The sequence below is a fragment of the Stutzerimonas stutzeri genome, assembly GCF_024448935.1.
Taxonomy (GTDB): domain Bacteria; phylum Pseudomonadota; class Gammaproteobacteria; order Pseudomonadales; family Pseudomonadaceae; genus Stutzerimonas; species Stutzerimonas stutzeri_AO.
The window spans coordinates 1-23,765 of the sequence record NZ_JAMOIE010000079.1; the positions used below are offsets into that span (position 1 = coordinate 1).

At 62.9% G+C, this 23,765-nt stretch carries 29 protein-coding genes and 3 pseudogenes; 18 read left to right on the forward strand and 14 right to left on the reverse strand.

Annotation, left to right across the window (positions count from 1 at the left end):
* The 6 genes and pseudogenes from NA637_RS18940 to NA637_RS18960 form a co-directional block, all read right to left on the reverse strand.
* Positions 1-184: SDR family oxidoreductase (locus tag NA637_RS18940; RefSeq protein ID WP_256073943.1), on the reverse strand; the 184-nt coding region annotated here is incomplete at its 3' end.
* A gap of 90 nt (positions 185-274) precedes the next feature.
* On the reverse strand, positions 275-1,018 hold the full coding sequence (locus NA637_RS18945; protein WP_256073944.1) for an SDR family oxidoreductase: 744 nt from the start codon (positions 1,016-1,018) through the stop codon (positions 275-277).
* Positions 1,019-1,144: 126 nt separating this feature from the next.
* A pseudogene (locus tag NA637_RS18950) lies at positions 1,145-1,408 on the reverse strand (NAD(P)-dependent alcohol dehydrogenase); the annotation flags it as partial.
* Between the two features lie 27 nt (positions 1,409-1,435).
* Positions 1,436-1,795 carry an arylsulfotransferase family protein gene (locus NA637_RS25725; RefSeq protein WP_423836751.1) on the reverse strand — a complete coding sequence of 120 codons (360 nt, stop codon included), beginning with the start codon at positions 1,793-1,795 and terminating at the stop codon, positions 1,436-1,438.
* A 116-nt stretch (positions 1,796-1,911) separates the two neighbouring features.
* A pseudogene (locus NA637_RS25730) lies at positions 1,912-2,139 on the reverse strand (hypothetical protein); the annotation flags it as partial.
* Positions 2,123-2,584, reverse strand: a complete 462-nt coding sequence (locus tag NA637_RS18960; protein ID WP_256073885.1) for a hypothetical protein — start codon at positions 2,582-2,584, stop codon at positions 2,123-2,125. The gene NA637_RS18960 and the pseudogene NA637_RS25730, both read right to left, overlap by 17 nt.
* A 376-nt stretch (positions 2,585-2,960) precedes the next feature.
* Between NA637_RS18960 and NA637_RS18965 the strand changes: the two genes are divergently transcribed.
* Positions 2,961-3,368, forward strand: coding sequence for an SMI1/KNR4 family protein (locus tag NA637_RS18965; protein ID WP_256073887.1), 408 nt, complete (start codon positions 2,961-2,963; stop codon positions 3,366-3,368).
* Between the two features lie 91 nt (positions 3,369-3,459).
* A complete protein-coding gene (locus NA637_RS18970) occupies positions 3,460-3,834 on the forward strand; it encodes a DUF3301 domain-containing protein (RefSeq protein ID WP_256073889.1) in 375 nt (124 codons plus the stop codon).
* 8 nt (positions 3,835-3,842) lie between these two features.
* On the opposite strand, the gene NA637_RS18975 is transcribed toward NA637_RS18970, so the two are convergent.
* Entirely contained in the window at positions 3,843-4,808 is a 966-nt protein-coding gene (locus NA637_RS18975) for a CobW family GTP-binding protein (RefSeq protein WP_256073891.1), read from the reverse strand.
* 91 nt (positions 4,809-4,899) lie between these two features.
* Here NA637_RS18975 and NA637_RS18980 point away from each other — a divergent pair, with 91 nt between their 5' ends.
* On the forward strand, positions 4,900-5,256 hold the full coding sequence (locus tag NA637_RS18980; RefSeq protein WP_256073893.1) for an NADH:ubiquinone oxidoreductase: 357 nt from the start codon (positions 4,900-4,902) through the stop codon (positions 5,254-5,256).
* 46 nt (positions 5,257-5,302) lie between these two features.
* On the opposite strand, the gene NA637_RS18985 is transcribed toward NA637_RS18980, so the two are convergent.
* The 4 genes from NA637_RS18985 to NA637_RS19010 all read right to left on the reverse strand — a co-directional run bounded on the left by NA637_RS18985 (position 5,303) and on the right by NA637_RS19010 (position 9,911).
* Positions 5,303-5,827, reverse strand: a complete 525-nt coding sequence (locus NA637_RS18985) for a DUF3617 domain-containing protein (protein ID WP_256073895.1) — start codon at positions 5,825-5,827, stop codon at positions 5,303-5,305.
* Positions 5,828-6,354: 527 nt separating this feature from the next.
* Entirely contained in the window at positions 6,355-6,756 is a 402-nt protein-coding gene (locus tag NA637_RS19000) for a DUF1850 domain-containing protein (protein WP_256073897.1), read from the reverse strand.
* Positions 6,753-8,786 carry a TRAP transporter permease gene (locus tag NA637_RS19005; protein ID WP_256073899.1) on the reverse strand — a complete coding sequence of 678 codons (2,034 nt, stop codon included), beginning with the start codon at positions 8,784-8,786 and terminating at the stop codon, positions 6,753-6,755. The genes NA637_RS19000 and NA637_RS19005 overlap by 4 nt, the downstream gene beginning before the upstream one ends.
* 171 nt (positions 8,787-8,957) lie before the next feature.
* Positions 8,958-9,911 carry a TAXI family TRAP transporter solute-binding subunit gene (locus NA637_RS19010; protein WP_256073901.1) on the reverse strand — a complete coding sequence of 318 codons (954 nt, stop codon included), beginning with the start codon at positions 9,909-9,911 and terminating at the stop codon, positions 8,958-8,960.
* Positions 9,912-10,296: 385 nt separating this feature from the next.
* On the opposite strand from NA637_RS19010, the gene NA637_RS19015 reads away from it, so the two are divergent.
* From NA637_RS19015 to madM, 12 genes are all read left to right on the forward strand, one after another.
* On the forward strand, positions 10,297-10,725 hold the full coding sequence (locus tag NA637_RS19015; RefSeq protein ID WP_256073903.1) for a DNA methylase: 429 nt from the start codon (positions 10,297-10,299) through the stop codon (positions 10,723-10,725).
* A 78-nt stretch (positions 10,726-10,803) separates the two neighbouring features.
* Complete coding sequence (locus NA637_RS19020) at positions 10,804-11,046, forward strand: hypothetical protein (protein WP_256073905.1); 243 nt, start codon at positions 10,804-10,806, stop codon at positions 11,044-11,046.
* Positions 11,047-11,125: 79 nt separating this feature from the next.
* Positions 11,126-11,563 (forward strand): YqaA family protein, encoded by a 438-nt coding sequence (locus NA637_RS19025; protein WP_256073907.1) that lies wholly within the window; start codon positions 11,126-11,128, stop codon positions 11,561-11,563.
* Between the two features lie 116 nt (positions 11,564-11,679).
* Positions 11,680-13,347, forward strand: coding sequence for a malonate decarboxylase subunit alpha (gene mdcA, locus NA637_RS19030; protein WP_256073909.1), 1,668 nt, complete (start codon positions 11,680-11,682; stop codon positions 13,345-13,347).
* A complete protein-coding gene (locus NA637_RS19035; protein WP_256073911.1) occupies positions 13,347-14,225 on the forward strand; it encodes a triphosphoribosyl-dephospho-CoA synthase in 879 nt (292 codons plus the stop codon). Before mdcA ends, NA637_RS19035 begins: the two co-directional genes overlap by 1 nt.
* Positions 14,226-14,227: 2 nt before the next feature.
* Positions 14,228-14,527 (forward strand): malonate decarboxylase subunit delta, encoded by a 300-nt coding sequence (locus NA637_RS19040; protein WP_003303871.1) that lies wholly within the window; start codon positions 14,228-14,230, stop codon positions 14,525-14,527.
* A complete protein-coding gene (locus tag NA637_RS19045; RefSeq protein WP_256073924.1) occupies positions 14,520-15,386 on the forward strand; it encodes a biotin-independent malonate decarboxylase subunit beta in 867 nt (288 codons plus the stop codon). Before NA637_RS19040 ends, NA637_RS19045 begins: the two co-directional genes overlap by 8 nt.
* The gene (mdcE, locus tag NA637_RS19050) at positions 15,383-16,168 is read left to right on the forward strand and encodes a biotin-independent malonate decarboxylase subunit gamma (protein ID WP_256073926.1); all 786 of its coding nucleotides are present in this window, start codon (positions 15,383-15,385) and stop codon (positions 16,166-16,168) included. The genes NA637_RS19045 and mdcE overlap by 4 nt, the downstream gene beginning before the upstream one ends.
* 72 nt (positions 16,169-16,240) lie before the next feature.
* Positions 16,241-16,861, forward strand: coding sequence for a malonate decarboxylase holo-ACP synthase (locus NA637_RS19055; RefSeq protein ID WP_256073928.1), 621 nt, complete (start codon positions 16,241-16,243; stop codon positions 16,859-16,861).
* Positions 16,858-17,784, forward strand: a complete 927-nt coding sequence (gene mdcH, locus NA637_RS19060) for a malonate decarboxylase subunit epsilon (protein WP_256073930.1) — start codon at positions 16,858-16,860, stop codon at positions 17,782-17,784. The genes NA637_RS19055 and mdcH overlap by 4 nt, the downstream gene beginning before the upstream one ends.
* Positions 17,785-17,904: 120 nt before the next feature.
* Positions 17,905-18,303 (forward strand): malonate transporter subunit MadL, encoded by a 399-nt coding sequence (madL, locus tag NA637_RS19065; protein WP_014818589.1) that lies wholly within the window; start codon positions 17,905-17,907, stop codon positions 18,301-18,303.
* A 3-nt stretch (positions 18,304-18,306) separates the two neighbouring features.
* Positions 18,307-19,071, forward strand: coding sequence for a malonate transporter subunit MadM (madM, locus tag NA637_RS19070; RefSeq protein WP_256073933.1), 765 nt, complete (start codon positions 18,307-18,309; stop codon positions 19,069-19,071).
* Between the two features lie 48 nt (positions 19,072-19,119).
* Here the strand turns inward: madM and NA637_RS19075 are convergent, their stop codons facing one another.
* The gene (locus tag NA637_RS19075) at positions 19,120-20,040 is read right to left on the reverse strand and encodes a LysR family transcriptional regulator (protein WP_256073935.1); all 921 of its coding nucleotides are present in this window, start codon (positions 20,038-20,040) and stop codon (positions 19,120-19,122) included.
* A 340-nt stretch (positions 20,041-20,380) separates the two neighbouring features.
* Here NA637_RS19075 and NA637_RS19080 point away from each other — a divergent pair, with 340 nt between their 5' ends.
* Positions 20,381-20,605 (forward strand): hypothetical protein, encoded by a 225-nt coding sequence (locus tag NA637_RS19080; protein ID WP_256073937.1) that lies wholly within the window; start codon positions 20,381-20,383, stop codon positions 20,603-20,605.
* 131 nt (positions 20,606-20,736) lie between these two features.
* Here NA637_RS19080 and NA637_RS19085 read toward each other — a convergent pair whose 3' ends face one another.
* A complete protein-coding gene (locus tag NA637_RS19085) occupies positions 20,737-21,105 on the reverse strand; it encodes a PH domain-containing protein (protein ID WP_256073939.1) in 369 nt (122 codons plus the stop codon).
* 24 nt (positions 21,106-21,129) lie between these two features.
* On the opposite strand from NA637_RS19085, the pseudogene NA637_RS19090 reads away from it, so the two are divergent.
* A pseudogene (locus NA637_RS19090) lies at positions 21,130-21,404 on the forward strand (ArsR/SmtB family transcription factor).
* A gap of 167 nt (positions 21,405-21,571) precedes the next feature.
* Here the strand turns inward: NA637_RS19090 and NA637_RS19095 are convergent.
* The gene (locus tag NA637_RS19095) at positions 21,572-22,345 is read right to left on the reverse strand and encodes an SDR family NAD(P)-dependent oxidoreductase (RefSeq protein ID WP_256073941.1); all 774 of its coding nucleotides are present in this window, start codon (positions 22,343-22,345) and stop codon (positions 21,572-21,574) included.
* A gap of 175 nt (positions 22,346-22,520) precedes the next feature.
* On the opposite strand from NA637_RS19095, the gene gcvA reads away from it, so the two are divergent.
* Positions 22,521-23,453, forward strand: a complete 933-nt coding sequence (gene gcvA, locus NA637_RS19100; RefSeq protein ID WP_256073942.1) for a transcriptional regulator GcvA — start codon at positions 22,521-22,523, stop codon at positions 23,451-23,453.
* Positions 23,454-23,765: the final 312 nt, after the last annotated feature.

Consider the following 23,765-nt stretch of genomic DNA (forward strand, 5'->3'; position numbering starts at 1 on the left):
CCACATCGACCTGAATGACCGATGCGCGGTTTCCGAGTGTCCTGGCCAGCGTATCGAGCCGCTCACGTCGCCGTGCGGCCAGTATTACATGGGCACCCTCATCCACCAAAAGGCGTGCAGCAGCCTCGCCAATCCCGCTCGAGGCTCCGGTAATGAGTGCGACTTTTCCAGTAAGGTCCTGCATTTTCATCGGAAAGCTTCCCGTATCGAAAGAGCATGATTGAGCAAATGAGCCGTCCCCTGAAGTAAGGAATGGACCCGTAAAGTCATGCCGCTAATATTCTTGCTGAGTGGGCCGGAATAGGATTTCGTTGATATCGACGTCGTCTGGCTGACTGATGGCATAGGCGACGGCGCGGGCGAATGAGTCGGCGGGAATGGCTATCTCATAAAATTTGCGTACGTTGTCAGCGATATCCGGCTCGGTGATGCTATCTGGCAATTCAGTCGCAACGGCGCCCGGGGAGATGATCGTGGAGCGAATGCCATAGGGTTTCACCTCTTGGCGAAGCCCTTCGGATATAATCCGGACTGCATGTTTGGTGGCCGAATAGACCGTGCTGCCGGTACGAACCTTGTGTCCCGCAACCGAGGACACATTGATGATGTGCCCTGATTTTTGCTGAGTCATATAGGGCAACACCGCTGCGATGCCATACAAAACCCCCTTGATGTTCACATCGATCATGCGGTTCCAGTCATCTATCTTCAGGCGCTCCAGCGGCGAGTGTGGCATCAAGCCTGCGTTGTTCACCATGACATCGACCCGGCCATAAGTCTGGATGGTTTTTTCAACGAGTGCCTTGACCTGCTCGCTGTCGGTGACATCCGTTTGCATGGCGAACGCTTTGCTTTCCTTGCCTGCCAGTTCACTGGCCAATGCCTGGATACGCTCAAGACGTCTGGCGCCCAGGACCACAATGGCGCCCTGTGCGGCCAGGTGGCGCGCCGTGGCTTCACCCAGGCCGCTGCTCGCGCCAGTGATGACGATAACCTTGCCTTCGATGTTATTGCTCATGTCGTGTCTCCATATGCACCGCTGGCTTTCGATAAGAACAGTCAGTCGCTGCATGGCATTGCTGAATCAGGGTAAAACGATGACAGGCTGCATCGGCAGGCTGTCACGGCCTGTAATCGATCCTGCTCAGGCGGCGATCGTGGTGTCCTGCTTCAGCGAAGCCATATCAATCACGAAGCGGTACTTGACGTCGCCCTTGAGCATGCGCTCATAGGCTTCATTGATGGTTTGCATATCGATCATCTCGATGTCGGAAACGATGTTGTGCTTGGCGCAGAAATCGAGCATTTCCTGGGTCTCGGCAATACCGCCAATGAGCGAACCGGCAATGTGGCGGCGCTTGAAGATCAGGTTGAAAACTACTGGTGAAGGATGCGGCTTAGCCGGTGAACAGGCGCCCGCCATCGGATTCGGTGATCAAGCGGTTGCCGTTGGGCGGTGTTTTCGCAGCGCTGCGAACGTAGCTTTCGAAGGGGGCTCATCGTTTCCTTCGTAACTCCAGACCACCTCACGGGTGGTCGGGTTCACTTCCAGCACCCGGGAAATATTCGCTTCCCGATAGTTGGCCGCATTGTCGAAGAGGGTCATATTGCCGTTTGGCAGCAGTCGGGAGTCATGCTGGACCAGCCAAGGCCCGGTGGTGGCCCAGGTTACGGCGCCCAGCGCCGGATCGACCAGCGCGATGGTGCTGAGGTTGCGGAACGAGACGAGCACCTGCCCGGGCGGGCCCTTGGCCGGAGCGAAGGCGGCGGTTTGCTGGCCGTCGGGAAAATGCACGCTGTTGGCGTGCAGCGGATCGCCCGTGGCGTAGCTGGGCGCCTGTAAAGCGGTTCGGCGAAGCGCGACTTGATAAAGGCCTGAGACAGCGAGACCTTGTTCAACTCTTCACCGCTTTCCTGGTCCAGCGCCACCAGGAAATCATCCAGCCAGGGGCGTTCGAGAGCCTGCAGGCCCGGAATATCTTCCTCGCTGAGATCGTGGGTGAGGGTGACCAGCCGGCCGTCCGGCGTCAGGTGCAGGTCATGGTGGGCGGCGCCGTGGTAAGCCCAGATCAGGTTGGAATTGCGATCGATGCGGATCAGGCCATAACCCCAAGGCGTGTCGTTATCGGCAGTGATCACCGCCAACAGGTCGCCGTTGGGCAGGAGACGGACCTTGTCCCAGCAGGATTCTGTCTTCGGGCCTGGGCTTACGACTGGCCGGGCTTTGCTTCCAGATCTTGTGATAGGGCAGCGCCCAGCGGTGGACGACCTTGCCCTGCATATCCATCAGGTTGGCGTAACTGCCGGCGCCCGAGGTGTAGAGCGTCAGCCCCTCGAACGCGCCCGGTGCATCATGAATGGTTACGCCCCGTTCCAGGCGCCGCGCTTGTCGCCGCAGATGCGACTCGGTGTAGAGATCGGTTTCGGTGAGCTGGGGCAGCGCCGCATGAGCCGCCTTGTAGGCGTCGTTCAGATAGCGGTAAGGAAAGCTCTGCGAAAGCGTGACTAACGCGCCACCGACAAAGGCGATGAATGCAAAGGCAAGGGTGAATACGACGAAATCGGCACGATCTGCCTTGTCCATGCCCACCCCTGGTGGGCATGATTTTGATCTCGCGGTTGGCTGCTCTGCTAACGAAACGGTAAACGATGCGTGTTGAGACTCGAATTCACGGGCCTGGGTTCTTCAATGGGTCGTTGGGGACATTGGCGGGAGAATCGAGAGGGGCAGCTCGAGGCCGTGCACACCAGGGAGGCGCGCCGAGCAGTTGGCTGCGATTCATGCCGTTCGGTGTAAGAAACCGAGATATCGCTGAAGGCCTTGAGTTGTGACGCTTAGATTGTGCTCGCACGCTGGTTTTTTAAAGAGCCAGACACTTTGGTGCGTCCGGGACTGGCTAGCCAATGCGAGGGCTTGTATAAACGGCGCATTTCCTGGCGACTGCAGAGGGGGGACTGTCATGGAAGAGGTTATCGAGCAACTGCGTGAACTCAACGAGCCGGTGCCGGTGCCGCTGGAGCTGCCAGACGAGGATCGACTGGTCGAAATCGAGGAGGAATTGCTGATCAACTTGCCGTTCGGCCTGCGTGAATTCCTGCTGACGGTCAGTGATGTCGTCTATGGCCGGCTGGAGCCGGTCACCGCCGCCGATCCGCAATCGCATACCTATCTGCCGGAAGTGGCCGCCAATGCCTGGGACGCCGGCGTGGCGCGCGATCTGCTGCCGATCTGCCAGGATGGGCCTGACTACTACGTGGTCGACCTGGAAGGCGAGGTCATGCTGTTCGACGGTGACGAGCATGAGCTTACCGACGAGAGCTGGGAGTCGGTATGGCACTGGGCGCGCGACGTCTGGCTGGAAAGTTGAGCGGCCTGGTCAGGGTCGCCTGTCGACCTGTGCCGGCGTCACTGCGCCATTGTGCATCAGTCGCTGCGGTCCGCGGCGGGGCGCAGCGCTCATGGTAACGCTCGGCAATCTATTCATCTTTCTGCTGCTGTTGACGGCAGCCGCCTGGCTTTGGCATTCCCATGGCATTCGCGAGCGGGCGCTGGTATCGGTGCGCCGGCACTGCCAGAAAATGGACGTCGAGCTGCTCGACGGCAACGTCGCGTTTCGCCGGCTGGGGCTGATCCGCGACGTTCGCGGACAGCGTCGTTTCGCACGGGTTTATGGGTTCGAGTTCACCGTGACCGGCGAGCAGCGTCATCAGGGCGCCATCGTGATGTTCGGTGCACGTCCAGGGCCAATCGAAATGGAAGCACATCCCTTCCGCGCCCCACCTGACTCGGGGCGGGTCATCCAGATCGACGATTGGCGGCGTCGCGACGACTGAGTGATCGATTACAGGCGGCAGGCACGCATTCGTTCGTTCAACTGTTCTTCGCTCTGTGGTTCATCGAAGATCAGTTCGAGCCTCGAATCCTTTCGCCATTCGCTGGGTTTGAACAGCAGCGCCTCGCCAGCCACGGCATTGGCCGAGCGCCAGCCCTGGGCTCCGTGCATTACCAGCTTTGCTCGGCGCCAGTTCAGGCGGCCGAGCCATTGTGCAAGCTGTTGCAGATCGAAGCGCTGACTGGGATGCCAGCGCCAGCCAATGCTCCAACCGTCCGCGCTGCCCTGGCTCTGACAGAAGGGTTGTTGTGGATCCAGCCAGGCACCACCGATTACCGCTTTAGCGTCGGGCAGCGGAATCCGGGCAATTTCGCCCTGTCCGGCATGTTGGCCGATGCCAGGCAGCTCGGTGAGTGGCAGGTGGCCCTGATGGGTCCAGCGCAGGGGCTGTGCGGACAACAGAGCGCTGAGGCGCTGGCGCTCCGCCTGGTCCAGCTTTTCGCTTTTGTTCAGCAACAACAAACCACTGCGCGCCAGGACGTGCTGCACGCTCGGCGGCAGTGACTCGCCGCGTGCAAGGGCTGCTGCATCGATCACGGTGACACATGGCTGCAGCGCGAGCACGTCCTGCCATGGCGGCGCGCCGAGTTGCGCCAGCAATTCAGCCGGATGGCCGAGACCGGAGGGCTCGATCAGAAGCCGATCCGGTTTCGCTTTGCGCAACAAGCGGCTCAAGCCGATTTGAAACGGCACACCATTGACGCAACACAGGCAACCGCCGGCGACTTCCGCCAGGCTGACGCCCGCTTCGTCGGTAGCCAGCAGGGCCGCGTCCACGCCGATCTGACCGTACTCGTTGATCAGCACCGCCCAGCGCTCGTTTTCCGGCTTCTGGGCCAGCAGCGACCGGATCAGGCTGGTCTTGCCGGCGCCAAGTGAGCCGCCGATCAGATGGGTAGGGATGTGGGTCAGCATAGGGCCTTGGCCTGAGTCGGTGGCTGGGTTGGGAGCGATTTCGAGGCATGCATGCTAGAGTCCGCAGCGGATGGTTCAAGGGTGGCGTTCGATGCGTTCAATCTGTTGTTTGCTGCTGTCGCTCGGGATTGCCGGTCAGGCCTGGGGTGAGGGCTGCGTCATTCACAGCCAGGATGAACGGATCGAGGTGAAACTCTGCCAGCAGAACCGCACGATTCCCGCCGAGCTGTTCCGTTCGGGCTTCTGCCAGCCCCAGCTCAAGGACCAGAAGGTAGATGTGACCTTCGTTGAACAGTGCCCCACCGGCGCCTTTGGCGTCTGTCGCAACGCCCAGGTGTCCAACATGCCCTATCGCCAGGACATCCACTATTACGGTGTCGCCAGTGACGCGCGTTTCCTTCAGCCGGCCTGCGAACAGACCAGTGACGGGGAATGGGTCGTCGAATAGCGGCCGCTGGGCCAGTATTGATGGGCGTTCCACGTGAAACGTCGCGCTAGTTCCTCGGTTTGAGCGCTCCGCAATCCGCGCTCAACCATTTCCCGTGCGATTGCATGCGACTGCTGCCTTGCTGCGTGCCGACCTGATAATCGCTTTCGATCATGCTAGCCACCTCACGCTCGCTGATCAGTCGGGTCTCGCCCTTGCCCTTGGCGTCAGGGCATTGGAAGGTGAACGCCCACAAGCTATCGGTCTGCTCGGTGATTTCCTGGCTACATCCGGGTTCGTCCTGGAAGGGTAGCTTCCGTGACTTTACCTGCGCTTCGCTCAAGCAGATGCGCATGCCCCTGGCGCCCAATTGCACGCCCTGTGCCGCAAGCATCTCTTCCATCACCCCTCGCTCATCGGGTGGCAGGTTTTTCATCTGCTCGACCATTTCTTCGACGCCCGGCATTTGCATGCCGTCCACCTCGATGTCGTCGCTGGCGAACTCCCATAGCCCAGGTAACATTTCTTCCGCTTGGACCGCCAATGCGGCTAGCAGCAGCGCCGCAGCACTCAGCCTTACGATGTGTTTCATGTGCAGCCTCCGAAAAACCGTCTTGAGATGAGCCTAGCCGAGACCAGGCAAAAAGCCGAAGGGAAAGCCCGATAAACGGATCAAAGCGTCGCTGGGAATGGCTTGCGGTGTTGAGAATCGTTAGCATGACGTGCTCTCAGCTAAGGGCAACAATCATGGCGACCGAGGGTATGCTCCGGCAACAACTGATGCATCGGCTGTATGTCGCCCATCAGGGCTGGTTGAACGGCCGGTTGCGCCGTCAGCTCGGCTGTAGCCAGAAGGCGGCCGATCTGCTGCAGGATACCGACGGATCAGTGGATAACCTCCACCTCGACGGTCAGAAGCTGCTCGGCGACAGTGGTACCTACAGCAGCTTGCAGCCGACCCCTGTTCGAGCGTATCGACATTCTCAAGGGACTTCGTCGGTGCTCTATGGACGCAGCCTGCCCGGCGGTCTGGTGGATCACACTTCACCGATTCACCAGGCGGTGTGTGCATCCCGGACGCGGCAAGGCCCTGCCCGGAACAGGCTGCACAATTCAAAATTAGATGGAGCCGTCCGCCTGCACGGCACAACTCCAGAGTTCCAGCGCGGGCTGGTCCGCTTTTGGCGGACCGAGCCATTCGCTCAAGGCGTGACAACGCCGGTCGAAACACAGTTGGTAATCCCCTGCTTCGGGGGTTCGCCCCACACGCAGCGGTTGTAACGGTGGCATCTGACGCTGGTAGTGCCAGGCCCCGTCACGCAGTTCGGCGCCATCGGGAATTTCCATTCCGGCACCAGAACCCTTGACCCGCGCTTCGCCGAGCAGCAGCCCATCCGGCGTCACGCGGTAATCTTCTTCCCAGCGGATCTTTTCGATCGTATGGGTCCAGGCCAGGGTGACATCGGTGGTGGGCACCTGTGCCCACATCACCCCGGCCAAGCCCAGGCAGAGTCCGATCATGCCAGCGCCGGTCCGGCGCGGCGGGCCCGCACGATGTGCTGTGCCAGCAGCAGAATGCCGATGGCGAAGCCAATCTCATCGGTGATGGGCATGGCCATGATCAGCGTCGCACCCGCGGCGAACCCGAGCGCGCGTTCCCACCAAGCCAACGGCCGCTGCAGATAACCGATCGAGGCGATGCCCCAGAGACCAATGGCGAAGCTTGCCTTGATGACCATGTACGCGGTCATCCGAAGGCTATCGCCCTGCAGCATCAGCGCCGGGTTGTAGACCGCCATGAAGGGCACCACGAACCCGGCCATAGCGATCCGTATGGCCCACATGCTGATCTTCAGCCCGGTCTCCTTGGCAATCGGCGCGGCCGCGAAGCAGGCCAGTGCCACCGGTGGCGTGAGATCGGCGAGGATGCCGAAGTAGAAGACGAACATGTGCGAGACGACCAGTGGCACGCCAAGGTCGAGCAATGCCGGCGCCGCGATCGAGCTGGTGATGATGTAGTTGGGTATCGTCGGGATTCCCATGCCGAGCACCAGACAGGTCAGCATCGTCAGCAGCAGGGAGAGGAACAGGTTGTCCTGGCCCACCGCCAGGATGTAGCCGGCGAAGGTCGAGGCCACACCGGTCAGGGACACCACGCCGATGATCACGCCCACCAGCGCGCAGGCGATACCCACCGGTACCGCGTGGCGGGCACCTTCGACCAGCGCATGCAGGCAGATCACCAAGGTATCGCGGCCACCCTTGATGAACCAGCAGACCGCCACCAGTGCCCCGATGACGGCAAAGATCACCCCGATTCCCAGCTGGAAGAAGGCTGCGCAGAGCAGCCCCAGGGCGATCCAGAAGGCAATGCGCAAGCCGAACGAGGAAACCTTCAGAATGATCGCCGAGCCGAGGATCACGATGGCGGTCAGCGCCAGGCCGATGATCCCGGCGAACATCGGCGTGCGGCCGGAGAACAGCAGCCAGACCAGCACCAGCAGTGGGATCAGCAGGTACCAGCGTTCTTTCACGGCCTTCATGGCGCTGGGGCACTGCTCTTTCGGCAGGCCCTTGAGGTCGGCGCGCTTGGCTTCCAGGTGAACCATCCAGAATGTCGAGCCGAAATACAGCAGCGCCGGGATCAGCGCGGCCTTGGCCACCTCGACGAAGGGCACGTTGATCGTCTCGGCCATGATGAAGGCGACTGCACCCATCACGGGCGGCATCATCTGACTGCCCATGCTCGCCGTCGCCTCGACGCCGCCGGCAAAGGCCGCGCGATAGCCAAAGCGCTTCATCAGCGGAATGGTGAACTGGCCGGTGGTGACCACGTTGGCGACGCCCGAGCCGGTGATGGTGCCCATCAGCGCCGAGGACACCACCGACACCTTGGCCGGGCCGCCGAGCTTGTGGCCGAACAGGCCCATGGCGAAGTCGGTGAACAGCTTGATCATCCCCGCCTGCTCGAGGAACGAGCCGAACAGGATGAACAGGAAGATATAGGTGGCCGACACGTAGGTCGGGGTGCCGTACAGGCCTTCGGTGCCGAAGGCGAGCTGGTTGATCAGTTGGTCCAGACCGTAGCCCCGATGCGCCAGATCACCGGGCAGGTACTGGCCGAGCAGCCCGTAGGCAAGGAATGTGGCGCAGATGATCGGCAAGGCAATGCCCATGACCCGGCGCGCGGCCTCGAAGACCATGACGATGAGGACCACCCCGACAACGAAGTCGAGGGTCGTCAGATCACCGGAACGCTGGATCAGGTCGCCTTCGAAATACCACTGGTAAAATGCCGTACCCATGCCAGCCAGCGCGAGTACCCAGGCCAGAGGTTGCCAGGGACGGCCTTTGCCGTGGGCAGGGAAACTCAGGAAGACGATCATCAGCAAGAAACCGACGTGCCCCGCCCGCAGTACCTGACTCGACACCGGATGAAACGCCGCCATGGTGATCTGGTAGATGGAAAACAGCAGGGCGACATAGAACAGCGCCTTGGGCCACTCGGCAGGGCTGCCGCCCAGGCCTTGTTCTTGTTGTAATTCGCTCATGAAATGCCTCGAGCTGATAAAGCGTGGTCGCGTAGAGCCGCTAACAAAGCCTGCCGTGAATACACGCTGGTTTTACTAGCACCTCTGCAAGAGCGTTTGGGATGCCGACGGTGAGCGCGAGCTGCACTCGCCAGCCGCAGTCGGAGCGGCGCTTGCCGCTCCTGGGCATGCTCAGAGTACGCCGGCTTCCTTGTAGTAACGCTCGGCACCCGGATGCAGCGGGATCGGCAGCGCCTTGGTGGCGTTTTCCAGCTTGATGTCCTTGGCTGCCGAATGGGCCTTGCTCAGCTGGTCGAGGTTCTCGAACAGCAGCTTGGTCATCTGGTATGCCACGTCATCGGATACGCCTTCATGGGTCACCAGAATGTTGGTGATGGCCACGGTCGGCACGTCAGCATCCTGGCCGTCATAGGTGCCCGCCGGGATGGTGGCCGCCTGGTACGCCGGGTTGTTGATCCTGGTGACGACATCCCGCGGAATTTCCACGTAGTTCAGCGCCATGGTCGACGACAGGTCGCGGATCGCCGCCATGCCCAGGCCGGCCGACTGCAGGGTAGCATCGAGCTGACGGTTCTTGACCAGTTCCACGGATTCTGCGAACGGCAGGTACTCGACCTTGCCCATGTCCTCATAGCTCAGGCCTGCGGCCTTGAGGATGGCGCGCGCGTTGAGCTCGGTACCGGACTTCGGTGCGCCGACGGACAGCGATTTGCCCTTGAGGTCGGCCAGCGTCTTGATGCCGGATTCCTTGCTGGCGACGATCTGAATGTAGTTCGGGTAAGCACCGCCGATGGCACGCAGTTTCTTCAGGGGTGCCTTGAAGCCGGCTTCCTCGACGCCATTCCAGCCGTCAGCGACAGAGTCACCGAGGGCAAAGCCCAGCTCGCCACGACCGGATTGCAGCAGATTGAGGTTTTCCACCGAAGCCTTGGTCGCCTGCACGGAGGTTTTCGCGCCGTCGATGCCTTTGCTGTACAGCTGGGAGATGCCCACCCCGATTGGGTAGTACACCCCGCTGGTGCCGCCCGTGAGGATGTTGATGAAGGTCGGGGCAGCCACTGCGGCGGTGCTGGCGGTGAAGGCCGCTGCGGCCGCGAGCAAACTGAAGCGTTTGGTCAATCTCATGGTGTATCTCCGTTTCGTTGTTGTTGGTTTTGCAGAGCTGACGATAGACGATCAGCTACAGCGCCAGGGCTGCATGCAACGACAAGAGAAGGAGAGACGGCGTCGGACGTGCTTTCACGGAGGGAAGCAGGAACGCTCGCTGTGCGGCTTTTCTTGTCGTTGGTCGTCGCATCGGGCAGTTAAGACATAGCACGAGCTGTGCCATAACACCGAAGGCTCTGTTTCAGTGGGTCAAGGCCGCCTCATAGACGCCGTTGGCAAGATTTCGCTCATGGGTGACGCAGCGATAGGCGGAATTCTGCCTATCACCACGCAAAAGCCGATGCGAACCCTGACCCGCCGTTGGCGTCGCAACAGAGGAATCCACCGCGAGCGAGACACAGCAATGGCCAGCGAAATCAGCGCGAAAGAACTCGGGATCGATATCAGTCAGGGCGAAGGCGAACTGTTCAAATGGTTCATCGCCAGCTTCCTGTTCGGCAAGCGCATCCAGCAGGACATCGCCGCCGACGCCTATCGTGTCATCGTCGAAAAGCACAAACGCGACACGCCGAGAAAGATCGGCAACTGCAGCTGGCAAGAGCTGGTGGACATGCTGGGGGAGGGTCACTATGTGCGCTATGACGAATCGACCGCCGAACGGCTGCTCAAGCTCTGCGACAAACTCAATAACGAATACGGCGGCAAGCTCGGCAACATTCGCCAGCAAAGCAAGGACCGCAAGGAGCTGGAAAGAAGGCTGGGCGAGTTCGAAGGAGTCGGGCCGAAAACGGTGGAGATTTTCATGCGCGAGGCGCAAAAGGTCTGGTCCTAGCCGTCGCTGCGATCAGCTGTACTTGCGCTATGGATCGATCCGGCTAAAGTGGCGCCAGTTCCCTATCGAAGCCCGATCATGCGCGCCTGCCTTCTCGCGTTCAGCCTGTTTCTCCCGCTGCTGGCCACTGCCGGTCCCGCGCCTTATTACCAGTGGCAAAGCAAGGCCGACGGCACCGTGATTTGCCGGCAGACGCCGCCCGGGCACGGCTGGGAGCTGCTCAACGGGCAACCGTTTCGTGACCTGAACTGCACGCAACCGGCCGGGCACGTCGAACGTCCCAGCGCGGTGCCAGGCTTTCGCCCCCAGCCGGGGCGTTGACGACGGGCCGTTTCATCGGCGTTGAGCAGCGGCTGCATTAGCCCGCTCGGCGCGATCATCCATAATGCCAGCAGACACCATGCTCGACCTGTCCGCCTACTTCGGCCTGTTCGGTGCTGCCTTCGCCGCGGCCACGCTGGTACCTGCGCAGTCCGAAACCGTGCTGGTAGGGCTGTTGCTGCACGGCGGCTACTCGGCCACGGGGCTGCTGCTGGTTGCCACCTTGGGCAACGTGCTGGGCTCGCTGGTCAACTGGCTGCTGGGTCGCTCGGTCGAGCGGCTGCGCCACAAGCGCTGGTTTCCGGTCAGCGATCGACAGCTCGAACGCGCGCAGCGTCGCTATCACCGCTACGGCCGTTGGTCATTGCTGCTGAGCTGGGTGCCGATCATCGGCGACCCGCTGACAGTGGTGGCTGGCACGCTGCGTGAACCGCTGTGGAGTTTCCTCTTGTTGGTAACCCTGGCCAAGGGCGGCCGCTACGTGCTGCTCGCCAGCGTGACGCTCGGTTGGCTGTGAGCCCGTCCAGCGCCATCGTTAACCTCAGCGTAACGAAACGACTCTGCGCTTGATTGATGACCCGCCGGTCATCTCCCTACTGTGCGCTCCACAAAGCGGAAAACTGTGGAGTCGCCATGACAACAACAATCTCCCCACCGCCGCAGTGGTCGCGCCGTCGCGCTGAAAAAGCCCGTCGTCTCGATCAGGTGCGCAGCCTCGCCGATGGCGTGGTACTGCCCAGCGAGCGGATCGTCGAGGCCCTGGAACTGCTGATCGCCCCTGGCGACCGGGTGGTGCTCGAGGGCAACAACCAGAAGCAGGCGGACTTCCTCTCCCGCTCCCTGGCCCAGGCCGACCCCGGTAAGCTGCATGACCTGCACATGATCATGCCGAGCGTCAGCCGCGCCGAGCACCTGGATCTGTTCGAGCGGCAGATCGCCCGCAAGCTCGACTTCTCCTTTGCCGGCCCGCAGAGCCTGCGCATCAGCCAGCTGCTCGAAGACGGCCTGCTGGAAGTCGGCGCCATCCACACCTACATCGAACTCTACTCGCGCCTCCTGGTGGACCTGATCCCCAATGTCGCGCTGGTGGCCGGCTTCCAGGCCGACCGCCACGGCAACATCTATACAGGTCCCAGCACCGAGGACACCCCGGCACTGGTCGAGCCCACCGCGTTCAGCGACGGCATCGTCATCTTCCAGGTCAACGAGATCGTCGACGAGTTGCCGCGCGTGGACATTCCGGCGAGCTGGGTGGATTTCGTCGTGGTCGCCGACAAGCCGTTCTACATCGAGCCGCTGTTCACCCGCGACCCGCGCCACATCAAGCCGGTGCACGTCTTGATGGCGATGATGGCGATCCGCGGCATCTACGAAAAACACAACGTGCAGTCGCTCAACCACGGCATCGGCTTCAATACCGCCGCCATCGAGCTGATCCTGCCGACCTACGGCGAATCCCTCGGCCTGAAGGGCAAGATCTGCCGCAACTGGACGCTCAACCCGCACCCGACGCTGATCCCGGCGATCGAGACCGGCTGGGTCGAGAGCGTGCATTGCTTCGGCACCGAGCTGGGCATGGAGAACTACATCGCCCAGCGTCCGGACGTGTTCTTCACCGGTCGTGACGGCTCGATGCGCTCCAACCGCATGATGTGCCAGCTGGCCGGGCAATACGCCGTGGACCTGTTTATCGGCGCCACCCTGCAAGTCGATGGCGACGGCCATTCCTCCACCGTCACCCGTGGGCGTCTGGCCGGTTTCGGCGGCGCGCCGAACATGGGCCACGACCCACGCGGCCGCCGCCATCCGACCCCGGCCTGGCTGGACATGGCCATGCCCGGCGGCGAGGCACCGGTGACCATGCTCGAGCGCGGCAAGAAGCTCGTGGTGCAGATGGTCGAGACCTTCCAGGAAGGCGGCAAACCCACCTTCGTCGAGCAGCTCGACGCGGTCGAGGTGGCGAAGAAGAGCGGCATGCCGCTGGCACCGATCATGATCTACGGCGACGACGTCACCCACCTGCTCACCGAGGAAGGTATCGCCTACCTCTACAAGGCGCGCTCGCTGGAAGAGCGCCAAGCGATGATCGCCGCGGTCGCCGGTGTCACCAGCATCGGCCTGCGCCACAACCCGAAAGACACCGAGCGCATGCGCCGCGAAGGGCTGATCGCGCTGCCGGAAGACCTCGGCATCCGCCGCAACGATGCCACCCGCGAGCTGCTCGCTGCCAAGAGCATCGCCGAGCTGGTCGATTGGTCCGGCGGCCTCTACAACCCGCCTGCCAAGTTCAGGAGCTGGTGATGAGCGCACTCATTGCAAGACAGGCGCAGCAGACGCTGGCTGAGCGCCTGGCAGACCTGGCGGTGCAGGCGCTGGTCGACGAGGCGGACCTGTCGCCCAAGCCGGGGCTGGTCGATCGACGCGGCAACGGCGCGCATGACGACCTGCACCTGGGCTTGATGCACGCCTCGGCTCATGCGCTGTGGCCTACGTTCAAGGCGATGGCCGAAGCGGCGCAGCAGCTTGGCGAAGTCGGCCAGCCCTTGCGCGAAACCCTCGGCCAGCTCGGCCGCGACGGCGAAGCCGACATGCTTCGCGTCACGGGTGGCGTGAACACCCACCGCGGGGCGATCTGGGCGCTGGGGCTGCTCAGCGCGGCGGCGGCGCTGCAAATTGACGCGCCTGACGCCCGAGGCGTTGCGGCAACGGCCGCGGCACTGGCCCGTTTGAGCGACCCGGCCGTACTGGTCACTTCCGACAGCCACGGCGCGCGAGTCTGCCGTACCTATGGTGTGCTCGGTGCACGGGAACAGGCGCAGCACGGTTTTCCTGCCGTCATCGAACAGGGCTTGCCGCAACTGCTGGTGAGCCGCCGCGGCGGGGCCGGCGAGCAGAACGCCCGGCTCGATGCGCTGCTGGCGATCATGACCGAGCTCAGCGACACCTGCGTGCTGCACCGCGCCGGCCTCGATGGCCTGACCCGCATGCAGCAGGGCGCTCGCGCCGTGCTGGCTGCTGGCGGTTGCGCCAGCCTCGCCGGGCGCCGCCAGCTGCGCGCACTGGAAGGCGAGATGTTGTCGCTGCGTGCCTCGCCGGGCGGTGCCGCCGACCTGCTTGCCGCCACCTTATTCCTCGACCGTCTGGCGCCCGCTGCGTCGGCGCTGACTGGGAGCAACTGAACATGGAAACCCTGTCTTTCGAATTCGCCGCCGGGCAACCCGCCCGCGGCAAGGCCCTGGTCGGCGTGGTCGGCTCGGGCGATCTGGAAGTGCTGCTGGAACCCGGCCAGGCCGGCAAGCTGGCGATCCAGGTGGTCACCTCGGTCAATGGTGCCGAGCAGCGCTGGAAGAGCCTGTTCGAGCGGATGTTCCGCGAGCAGAACCTGCCGGCACTGAACATCGATATTCACGATTTTGGGGCCACGCCCGGCGTAGTGCGTCTGCGCCTGGAGCAGGGACTGGAGGAGGTCGGCCATGACTGATGTGTCCGCTAACACCGTGGCCCGTCTACTCGCGTCGCGCAGCTTCGTCGAACTCGGCGCCCGCCAGCGTGCCCGCGCACTGCTGGACGCGGGCAGCTTCCGCGAACTGCTTGATCCGTTCGATCGCGTCACCTCGCCCTGGCTGCCGAAGCAGGGCATCGTCACCCAGGCCGACGACGGCGTGGTGGTCGCCAAGGGCACCATTGACGGCCAGCCGGCGGTGATCGCCGCCATCGAAGGCGCCTTCCAGGGCGGTAGCATGGGCGAGGTCGGCGGCGCGAAGATCGCCGGCTTGCTGGAACTGGCTGCCGAAGACAACCGCAACGGCATCCCGACCCGTGCCGTGCTCCTGCTGGAAACCGGCGGCGTGCGCCTGCAGGAAGCCAACCTGGGCCTGGCCGCCATCGCCGAGATCCAGGCAGCCATCGTCGAGCTGCGCGACCACCAGCCGGTGATCGGCGTGGTCGCCGGTTCCGTCGGCTGCTTCGGTGGCATGTCCATCGCCGCCGGCCTGTGCAGCTATCTGGTTGCCACCCGTGAGGCCCGCGTCGGCCTCAACGGCCCGCAGGTGATCGAACAGGAGGCCGGGCTCGACGAGTACGACTCGCGTGACCGCCCCTTCATCTGGAGCCTGACCGGCGGCGAGCAGCGCTACGCCTCGGGTCTGGTCGACGCCTACGTCGCCGACGACACCGACGCCATCCGCGAGCAGCTGCATGAGCTGTTCGCCCTCGGCAAGCCGCTGCAGCCGCGCAGTCGCCGCCACGCCTGGTTCCTCCAGCGCCTGGCCGACGTCGACACCCGCACGCAGCTCGATGCCGCCGCCGTGCGTGCCCTCTACGAAGGAGATGCCCAATGAGCCGTGGACTGAACTGGTTGCAAGCCCTGGCCGGCGGTCAGGTACTCGCGGGCTATCCGGCCTCGGTAAAGGTGGTCGACGGCACGCTCGGTGAGCGCGCGGCCCGCTATATCGCCGTGGTGCCGGATGCCGAGAATCCCTTCCCGCGCGCGCGCAACGGCGAGGTTGGCCTGCTTGAAGGCTGGGCGCTGGGTCAGGCGCTGGATGAGGTGATCGAGGCGGATCGCGACAAGGCGGACAAGCGCGTGGTGGTCGCCATCGTCGACGTGCCGAGTCAGGCCTATGGCCGTCGCGAGGAGGCGCTGGGCATCCATCAGGCGCTGGCCGGTGCGGTGGACGGTTATGCCCGTGCGCGCCTGGCTGGGCATCCGGTGGTCTCGTTGCTGGTGGGCAAGGCGATGTCCGGTGCCTTTCTGGCCCACGGTTACCAGGCCCAGCGAATCATCGCCCTGCGCGATCCGGGCGTGATGGTGCATGCCATGGGCAAGGCCGCTGCCGCCCGCATCACCCTGCGCAGCGTCGAAGAGCTGGAAGCGCTGGCCGAATCGGTGCCGCCAATGGCCTACGACATCGACAACTACGCGACCCTCGGCCTGCTCTGGGAAACCCTCTCGGTGGACAGCATCGAGCAGCCCTCGGCCGATGATCTGGCGCGTGTACGTGACTGCCTGAACAAGGCTGTGGCGGACATCGGCGGTAGCTGCGATCTGCGTGGTCGTCTCGGCGCGCCGAACCGCGAGGCGTCGTCGCGGGTGCGCGAGCTGCTGCGCGCGCAGTGGTAGCGAACACCTGACGCGGCCCTATTCGCCACACCGATCAGCGACTCGACAACAACAATCACGAGGAGGCTGTAGATGCACGACACTCCACGCCCCCACGACCTGCTCTGGGGCATGACTCCAGCACAGCTGCCGGCCGATGCGCCCGCCTGGGCGGTCGCTGTGCTCGCTGCTGGCCAGCCGGTGGTGGTGCGGCGTGCGCGTGTGGCTGCCGGCCTGGTTGCGGTCGGGTTGCGGGGGGCGACGCGTGATCAACGCCTGGCCGCGTTGATGCCGGTCGCGGCGATCGCTCAGCGGTTGGCCCCGGAAGATCTGCTCGGTCGTCAGGCCCGTGAGGATCTGCCGGTGTTCCGCGTGCTGGCCGAGCTACGCCCCTTGCTCGATGCGCTGGGCCACGCCTGGGGCGTCACCGGCTCTGCCGGTTTTCAACTCGCCACCGGGCTGCCGACGGCGCACCCGGACAGCGATCTCGATCTGCTGCTCAGAGCCGAACGGCCGCTGCCACGCAGCGAGGCGCGCCCGCTGTTGCAGCTGCTGGAAGGCCGTGCCTGCCGCGTCGACCTGCAGCTGGAAACCCCGCTGGGCGGTGTGGCGCTCAGGGAATGGGCCGGTGGCGCCGCGCGGGTGCTGGTCAAGACAACAGATGGCCCGCGGCTGGTCGGCAATCCTTGGGATCAAGCGGAGTTGGCAGCATGAGCAGCCTATTCGCTTTTCCCGGGCAGGGCGCGCAGAAGCCCGGAATGTTGCAGCGGCTGCCCGAGGCGCCGGAAGTCGCCGCTACTCTGGCCGAGGCCGGTGCCGTGCTAGGCGAGGATGCGCTGCTGCTCGATTCGGCCGAGGCGCTGGCTTCCACCCGTGCCGTGCAGCTCTGCCTGCTGATCGCCGGGGTCGCCGGAGCGCGGCTGCTGATGCGCGATGGCCAGCGCCCGGACTACGTCGCCGGGCTGTCCATCGGTGCCTACGCCGCGGCGGTGGTCGCTGGCGCGCTGGACTATCGCGACGCGGTGCGGCTGGTTGCGCTGCGTGGCGAGCTGATGCAGCGGGCCTACCCGCATGGCTACGGCATGACCGCCATCCTCGGCCTGTCGCTGGGCACGGTGGAGTCGCTGTTGGCCGAGGCCGAGGGCCCGGTCCACCTGGGCAACATCAACGCCGACAACCAGCTCGTCATTGCCGGCAGCGACGCAGCCATGGCCGCGGTCGCCGCCCGCGCCAAGGCCCTCGGTGCCTCCTGCGCGCGGCGTCTGGCGATGAGCGTGCCGTCGCACTGCGCGTTGCTCGAGCAGCCGGCACGGCAGCTGGCCGAAGCCTTCGCCGACGTCAGCCTGCGTGCTCCGCAAATTCGCTACCTGAGCAGCTCGTCCGCACGCCCGATATTCGATACCGAGCGCCTGCGCGACGACCTGGCCTTCAACATGTGCCGCGTCGTCGACTGGCACGGCACCCTGCGCACCGCCTACGAACGCGGTGTGCGCTTGCATATCGAACTGCCCCCGGGCTCGGTGCTGACCGGCCTGGCACGGCGGGTTTTCGAGCAGGGTACGCTGGCCGCCTTCGACGGCGCCCGGCTCGACACACTGGACGCCTTGCTGCGTCAGGAGGGCAGCCAGAGCCGATAGACCGCGTGCACATTCAGCGCGAGCAAGCCTTACTCGCGGCTGATCGATGGATAAAAACAACTACCTCGACAACACGCGCCAAGCCCTCTGCAGGCGGCGCAACCACAAAGGACAAGAACAATGATCATCTTTGGTGTGGCCTTCCTGGCCTTGTGTACCCTCACCGGCATTTTCGCCGGCGAGCTGCTGGGCAAGCTGCTGGGCGTACCGGCAAACGTCGGCGGCGTGGGTATCGCCATGGTCCTGCTGATCCTGCTCGGCAGCTACCTGAAGAAGCGCGGCCTGTTCAACATGGAAACCGAACAGGGGGTGAAATTCTGGAGTGCGGTGTACATCCCGATCGTGGTCGCGATGGCTGCGCAACAGAACGTCTACGGCGCCCTCAGCGGCGGCCCGATGGCCATTCTCGCCGGTGTGGCGGCTGTCGCCGTGGCCTTCGCGCTGGTGCCGGTGCTCGACCGGATCGGCCGAAAAAAGCTTGAAGCCGATGAAGCCAAGCCACTGACCACGGAGGGTTGATCCATGTACGAATCCCTACTCAAGGTCGTCTCCGGCTACGGCCTGATCAGCGGCTTCGCCATCATCGGCGCGACCATGTGGATCTCCTACTGGCTGTCGGACAAGCTCACCAAGGGACGCCTGCACGGCTCGGCGGTGGCCATCCTCATCGGTCTGTTGCTGTCGTACATCGGCGGCGTGGTGACCGGCGGCCAGAAGGGCCTGGTGGATATCGCGCTGTTCTCCGGCATCGGCCTGCTCGGCGGCGCCATGCTGCGTGACTTCGCCATCGTCGCCACCGGCTTCGGTGTCAGCGTCGAAGAGCTCAAGCGCGCCGGTCTGGTGGGTGTGCTGGCGCTGTTCGTCGGCGTGCTCTCCTCCTTCATCGCCGGCGTCGCGGTGGCCATGGCGTTTGGCTACACCGACGCGGTCAGCCTGACCACCATCGGCACGGGCGCTGTGACCTACATCGTCGGCCCGGTCACCGGCGCGGCGATTGGTGCGAGCTCCGAGGTCATGGCGCTGTCCATCGCCGCAGGCCTGGTCAAGGCAATCGTGGTGATGGTGGCGACGCCCTTCGTCGCGCCTTACATCGGGCTGAACAACCCGCGCTCGGCAGTGATCTTCGGCGGCCTGATCGGCACCTCCAGCGGTGTGGCCGGCGGCCTGGCGGCCACCGATGCCCGCCTGGTGCCCTACGGCTGCCTGACTGCGGCGTTCTACACCGCACTCGGTTGCCTGCTTGGCCCGTCGCTGCTGTTCTTCATCATGCGCGGATTGCTCGGCTGAATTGCCTCGAGGTGGACAAGGCGTTGCCATTGTCCACCTTGCGGTGCGTCAACTCGGATTCCTAAGGCTGTACATGCGGCATTCGGCCAAAAGCGCGAGCAGGTTGGGATCGCGCTCCTTGGCCTTCAGAAACACCACGCCGATGTGCTGTTGCAGGTGATACCGCGCCTGCAACGGCACCAACTTGACCCGCGCCTCGTAGACCATCCCCACCCGACCGGGCAATAGCGCATAGCCCACCCCCGAATTGACCATGCTCATCAAGGTGAAGATGTCATTGACCTGCATGGCCACCTTGGGCTCGAAGCCTGCCTGCTGGAATACCCGCGTGCCGTCCTGATGGGTGGCGAAGCCTTGTGTCAGCGTAATAAAGGTGGCGTCGCGCAGATCGCTCAAGTCGACTTCCGCCTGTTGCGCGAACGGCGAATCAGCCGGCGCGGCGAGAAAGATGTCGTCGGCGAACAGGGGCAGCTGTGCACAGTCCGGGTCGTGGCTGACACTGTCGTTGAGCGACACCAGAATTGCGTCCAGCTCCATGTTCTTCAGTTTGTAGAACAGGTCCACGTTGGAGCCGAGGATCAGGTCGATGTTGAGCTCGCTACGGCGCAGCTTCAGCCCCATGATCAGTTGCGGCACGGTTTTCACCGTCAGCGAATAGAGCGCCCCGAGCTTGAAGCGCTCGGCCGAGAACCCAGCCGCCTCCCGAGTCTGGCGCACCGTCTCGAGCACATCCTGGACCAGCTTCTGCGCCCGCTCTTCCAGTACGTAGGCGCTCTCCAACGGGATCAGGTTGCGCCCCTCGTGCTTGAACAGCGGGCAGCGCAGCGCGCTCTCCAGCGAGTGAATGGCGCGGTGCACGCTGACATTGCTGGTGTTCAGCTCGGCGGCCGCCTTGCTCAGATTGCCGCTGCGCATGAAGGCCAGAAACACCTCCAGCTTTTTCAGCGTGAGTTCTTCATCGATCTGCATGGTGTGGGCTCAAGGGCGGGCTACCCATTATGCCGAAAGGCCGGGTCTGGTCGTGTACCGCTGGCAAAGACACGTACTGTAGGTCTGGTCATTGTCCTGACTCCATTTTGTGACCTGCAGCACGGGCCCGGACATGCACATCGCAAGGGTATAGATGGCCAATCGTGCATGTTGCAACAGCTGCTGGCGCTCATGGGTCCTGCAAGTGATTGATATAAAAGTAAAATCTCGCTTTACGAGGTTGGCACGCGGGGTGCTGCAGTTGCGTGTCGCCAACAGGCATCGCAAAACAATTCGAACGCACGGCTGAGTGGGCGCGCAGCCTGGGATATGGAAAAGCATGGGTAACAGACTGAACGGCAAAACCGAAATATGGGCCGATGGCTATTCATTCATGGAAATGAGCGAGACGCTGCTGGTCGCGTTAGGTATTCGCTCGGAAGAAGCTAAACCGTCGGCGTTGTCTTCCCGCCCTGTCGAGGCAGCCTCTTCGCCGACTGAGAAAACCTGCCCTGTGGAGATCGACCGGCAACGGCAACCGGTTCATTGCGGCAGCCAGACTTAATTGCTCGATACCCATGCTACCCATGCTGGCGAGTCAGGGCGGGTGTGGGTTCGTGGTTGCCGGCCTACGCGTAACGACTTGAGCACCCTGCAGGTGCAGCACTACACTTCAAGCGGCAGCTACCACTCAGTTCAGAGCAGATGTTTGGCTATGTGTTTGGATATTTCGACGATCGAGGTCCTGCCGGTGAACTCGAACTTCACCTTCCCAAGCGACGAGAAATAGACCTCCAGCTCAGAGTCCAGATCGAAGGTCCCCGATGTCTCCACCGAATAGGCGACGATGTTGTTGTAGGGCAGGGAAGTGAAATCCTTCTTGCTGCCGGTGATGCCCTGCACGTTGACTGCGATGATGCGCTTGTTGGTAAACACCACGCCGTCACGCATGGACTTGTAAGAATCGATCACCTGCTCGTCGTCCAGCAGCAGCGACCTGACCCGCTCGGCGTATTCGTCGTTCTGCTTGAGCTTGAAGAAGCCCTTGTTGTCGAAGTCGATCATCGCTGCGTTCCTCGTCATGAGTCGTTGTTGGACAACCCCACCGGCCTGGCCATTCTTACCTGCTGAAGGACCCGAAGACCAACTTCCCGGAGCAGGAAGCCGATCCCGAGCAGCTGGGCGTCTGCGTCAGCATCATCCAGGAGCGGGTAGGGCTGTCCCAATCGACCGTCTCGAACTACCTCGCCGCGCTCCAGCGTGCGCAACTGGAGACCTCGCAACGCATCGGCCCCTGGACTTACTACAAGCGAAACGAGCAGAACATTGCTGTGCTGCTCGAGGCGCTCGAAAAACCCATTTGAGCAGATGGATGAGGTAGGCAGAGCCTATCGCCGGCCAGGGATGGCTAGCCGATGAAGTATCGCTTCCAGGTGTGCGGGAGGACTGGCAGAACCAATCCGGTCCGCCAGACATTGGCGGATCATCCACGGGCTCCAAAAGCCCAGCCGAATCGCAGCGAGCATCTTGTTCAGTTGCGTCCGGCGGTCACACCGCCATCGACTGGCAAAATGGCGCCAGTAATCCATGAGGCCTCGGCCGACGCCAAGAACAGAATGGCGGCAGCTACGTCCCCGGGTTGGCCGTTACGCCCCAACGGGTGGAAGGCATTGAAGGTCGGAAGCACTTCCTTGACCTGCTCAGCGTCCATGAAGGTACTGTATACCGGCGTTTCGACCACGGCTGGCGCCACGGTGTTGATGCGGATGTTCGACCCGGCCAGCTCGATGGCCAGGTTGCGCGTCAAGGCATGCACACCGGCGTTCGCTGCGGAATAGGCCGCGGAAGGTGTCGCGCCGATGGCCTGAATAGCCCACAGCGAGCCGGTTTGCACGATAACGCCGCCGCCGCGCTGGAGCATTGCTTTGGCAGCAGCCTGGGCCATGAAGAACTTGCCCTTGAGGATGGTATCGAGGAACCAGTCGTATTCCTCTGGGCTAACCTCGAGGAACGGCTTCGGATTGAAGACGCCAGCGTTGTTGATCAGTACGTCCACACCGCCGAACTCGCGCACCGCCAGGTCAACCAATGCCTGAGCAGTGGCGGGTTGGGCAATATCGCCAGCGAGTGCGAGTACCTGACGACCGCTGGCATCTATATCCAGAGCTGCCCGGGTTAGCTTGTCCGCGTCGCGACCGCCTATCACCACCGAGGCGCCAGCGTTGACCAGACGCTTGGCGACTTCCTTACCAATCCCGGAACTACCGCCGGTTACAATGGCTACTTTGTTAGAAAAACTATGCATGGGTTTAATCTCCACAAGTGCTGAGCGTAAGGTTGATGATCGCCGACAGCCTTCAGGTGGTGCAGACGGTGTCGGTCTGCGGGGCATCTGGCCGTCGTCCTGATGCAATTGTCGTTTCGCCCAGGCGCTGCCAACAACGCATAAAATCTTACGTAGCGAGATAGGAAACCTATCGATGGCCACCCCTGCCAACCTCAACGCTTTGCGCGCATTCGAAGCCGCAGCGCGGCATCAAAGTTTCTCTGCAGCCGCAGCTGAGTTGAACGTCACGCCAGCGGCCGTAGGGCAGCAGGTCCGCAACCTGGAATCGTGGCTCGGGGTCGCTTTATTCACTCGCGCCACAAGTGGTTCGGCGCGCCTTGAGTTGACTGACGCGGCGCGCTCGGCACTGCCTGATATTCGCGAGGGTTTCGAAAAATTGCGGCTGGGCTTGTCACGGCTTAAGGACGCGGGCGCAAATGTCGAGCTCACCGTTACCGTGAGCCCGGCCTTTGCCGCGAAATGGTTGCTGCCTCGCATCGAGCGCTTTCAGCAGGCTTATCCGGAGCTGGACGTGCTGCTAGACACCAGCTCGCGCTCGGCAGATTTTCAGGCTGAGCGTATTGATGTCGGTGTCCGCTACGGCTCCGGCAGCTGGCCTGGTCTCACTGCCGTTCGGCTGATGGATGAGGTCATATTTCCAGTCTGTTCGCCAGGCTATCTGCTAATGGAGGGCGGGCGCCTGCCAACAGAACGCTTACCGCACGCTACGTTGATCCACGACCTGTCGATGGCGACCTACGCAGACTACCCTACCTGGCGAATGTGGTTGGACGCCTCAGGCTTCAAACAGATAAACACCAGTCACGGCCTGCGTATCAATGACTCGGCGGCTGTGCTGCAGGCAGCAATGAGCGGGCAGGGGATAGCACTGGCGCGCAGTGTGATGGTGAAGGACGACCTGGATGCAGGTCGGCTGATCCGTCCCCTGGCCGACAGCGGCCTGGATTGCCCGCTAACCCAGGCGTACTACATAGTTTATCGTCCCGTGAGCGGCGACCTGCCCAAGGTGCAAGCCTTTCGCGACTGGTTGCTCGCTGAGGCACGCAAGGTCGCGTCCGAGGTTTAGAGCTTGCGCGAAATAACGGGAACACCACCGCAGGGCCTGGCCAAGCTGTTGCGAGCACTCTTCGTTCAGCTGTTTACAGCTTTTCAGTCGGAACCGGTCGGCTAATCGGGCCATTGACCACAACAGCGTGTTTATATAGTGCCGCCTCGGCTCGTCTGAGCAAATCGCGCAGGTTGGCCCTTCCTTTGAGCCACGACCACCTTGCGAACAGCAGATTTAGTTGAACTCGGGACGCACTGGACCAGTCGATTAATCAGAACGGCCGTCATGACTTGAGCTCTGTCGGGCTCGTCTCTAATCGCGATATATCGC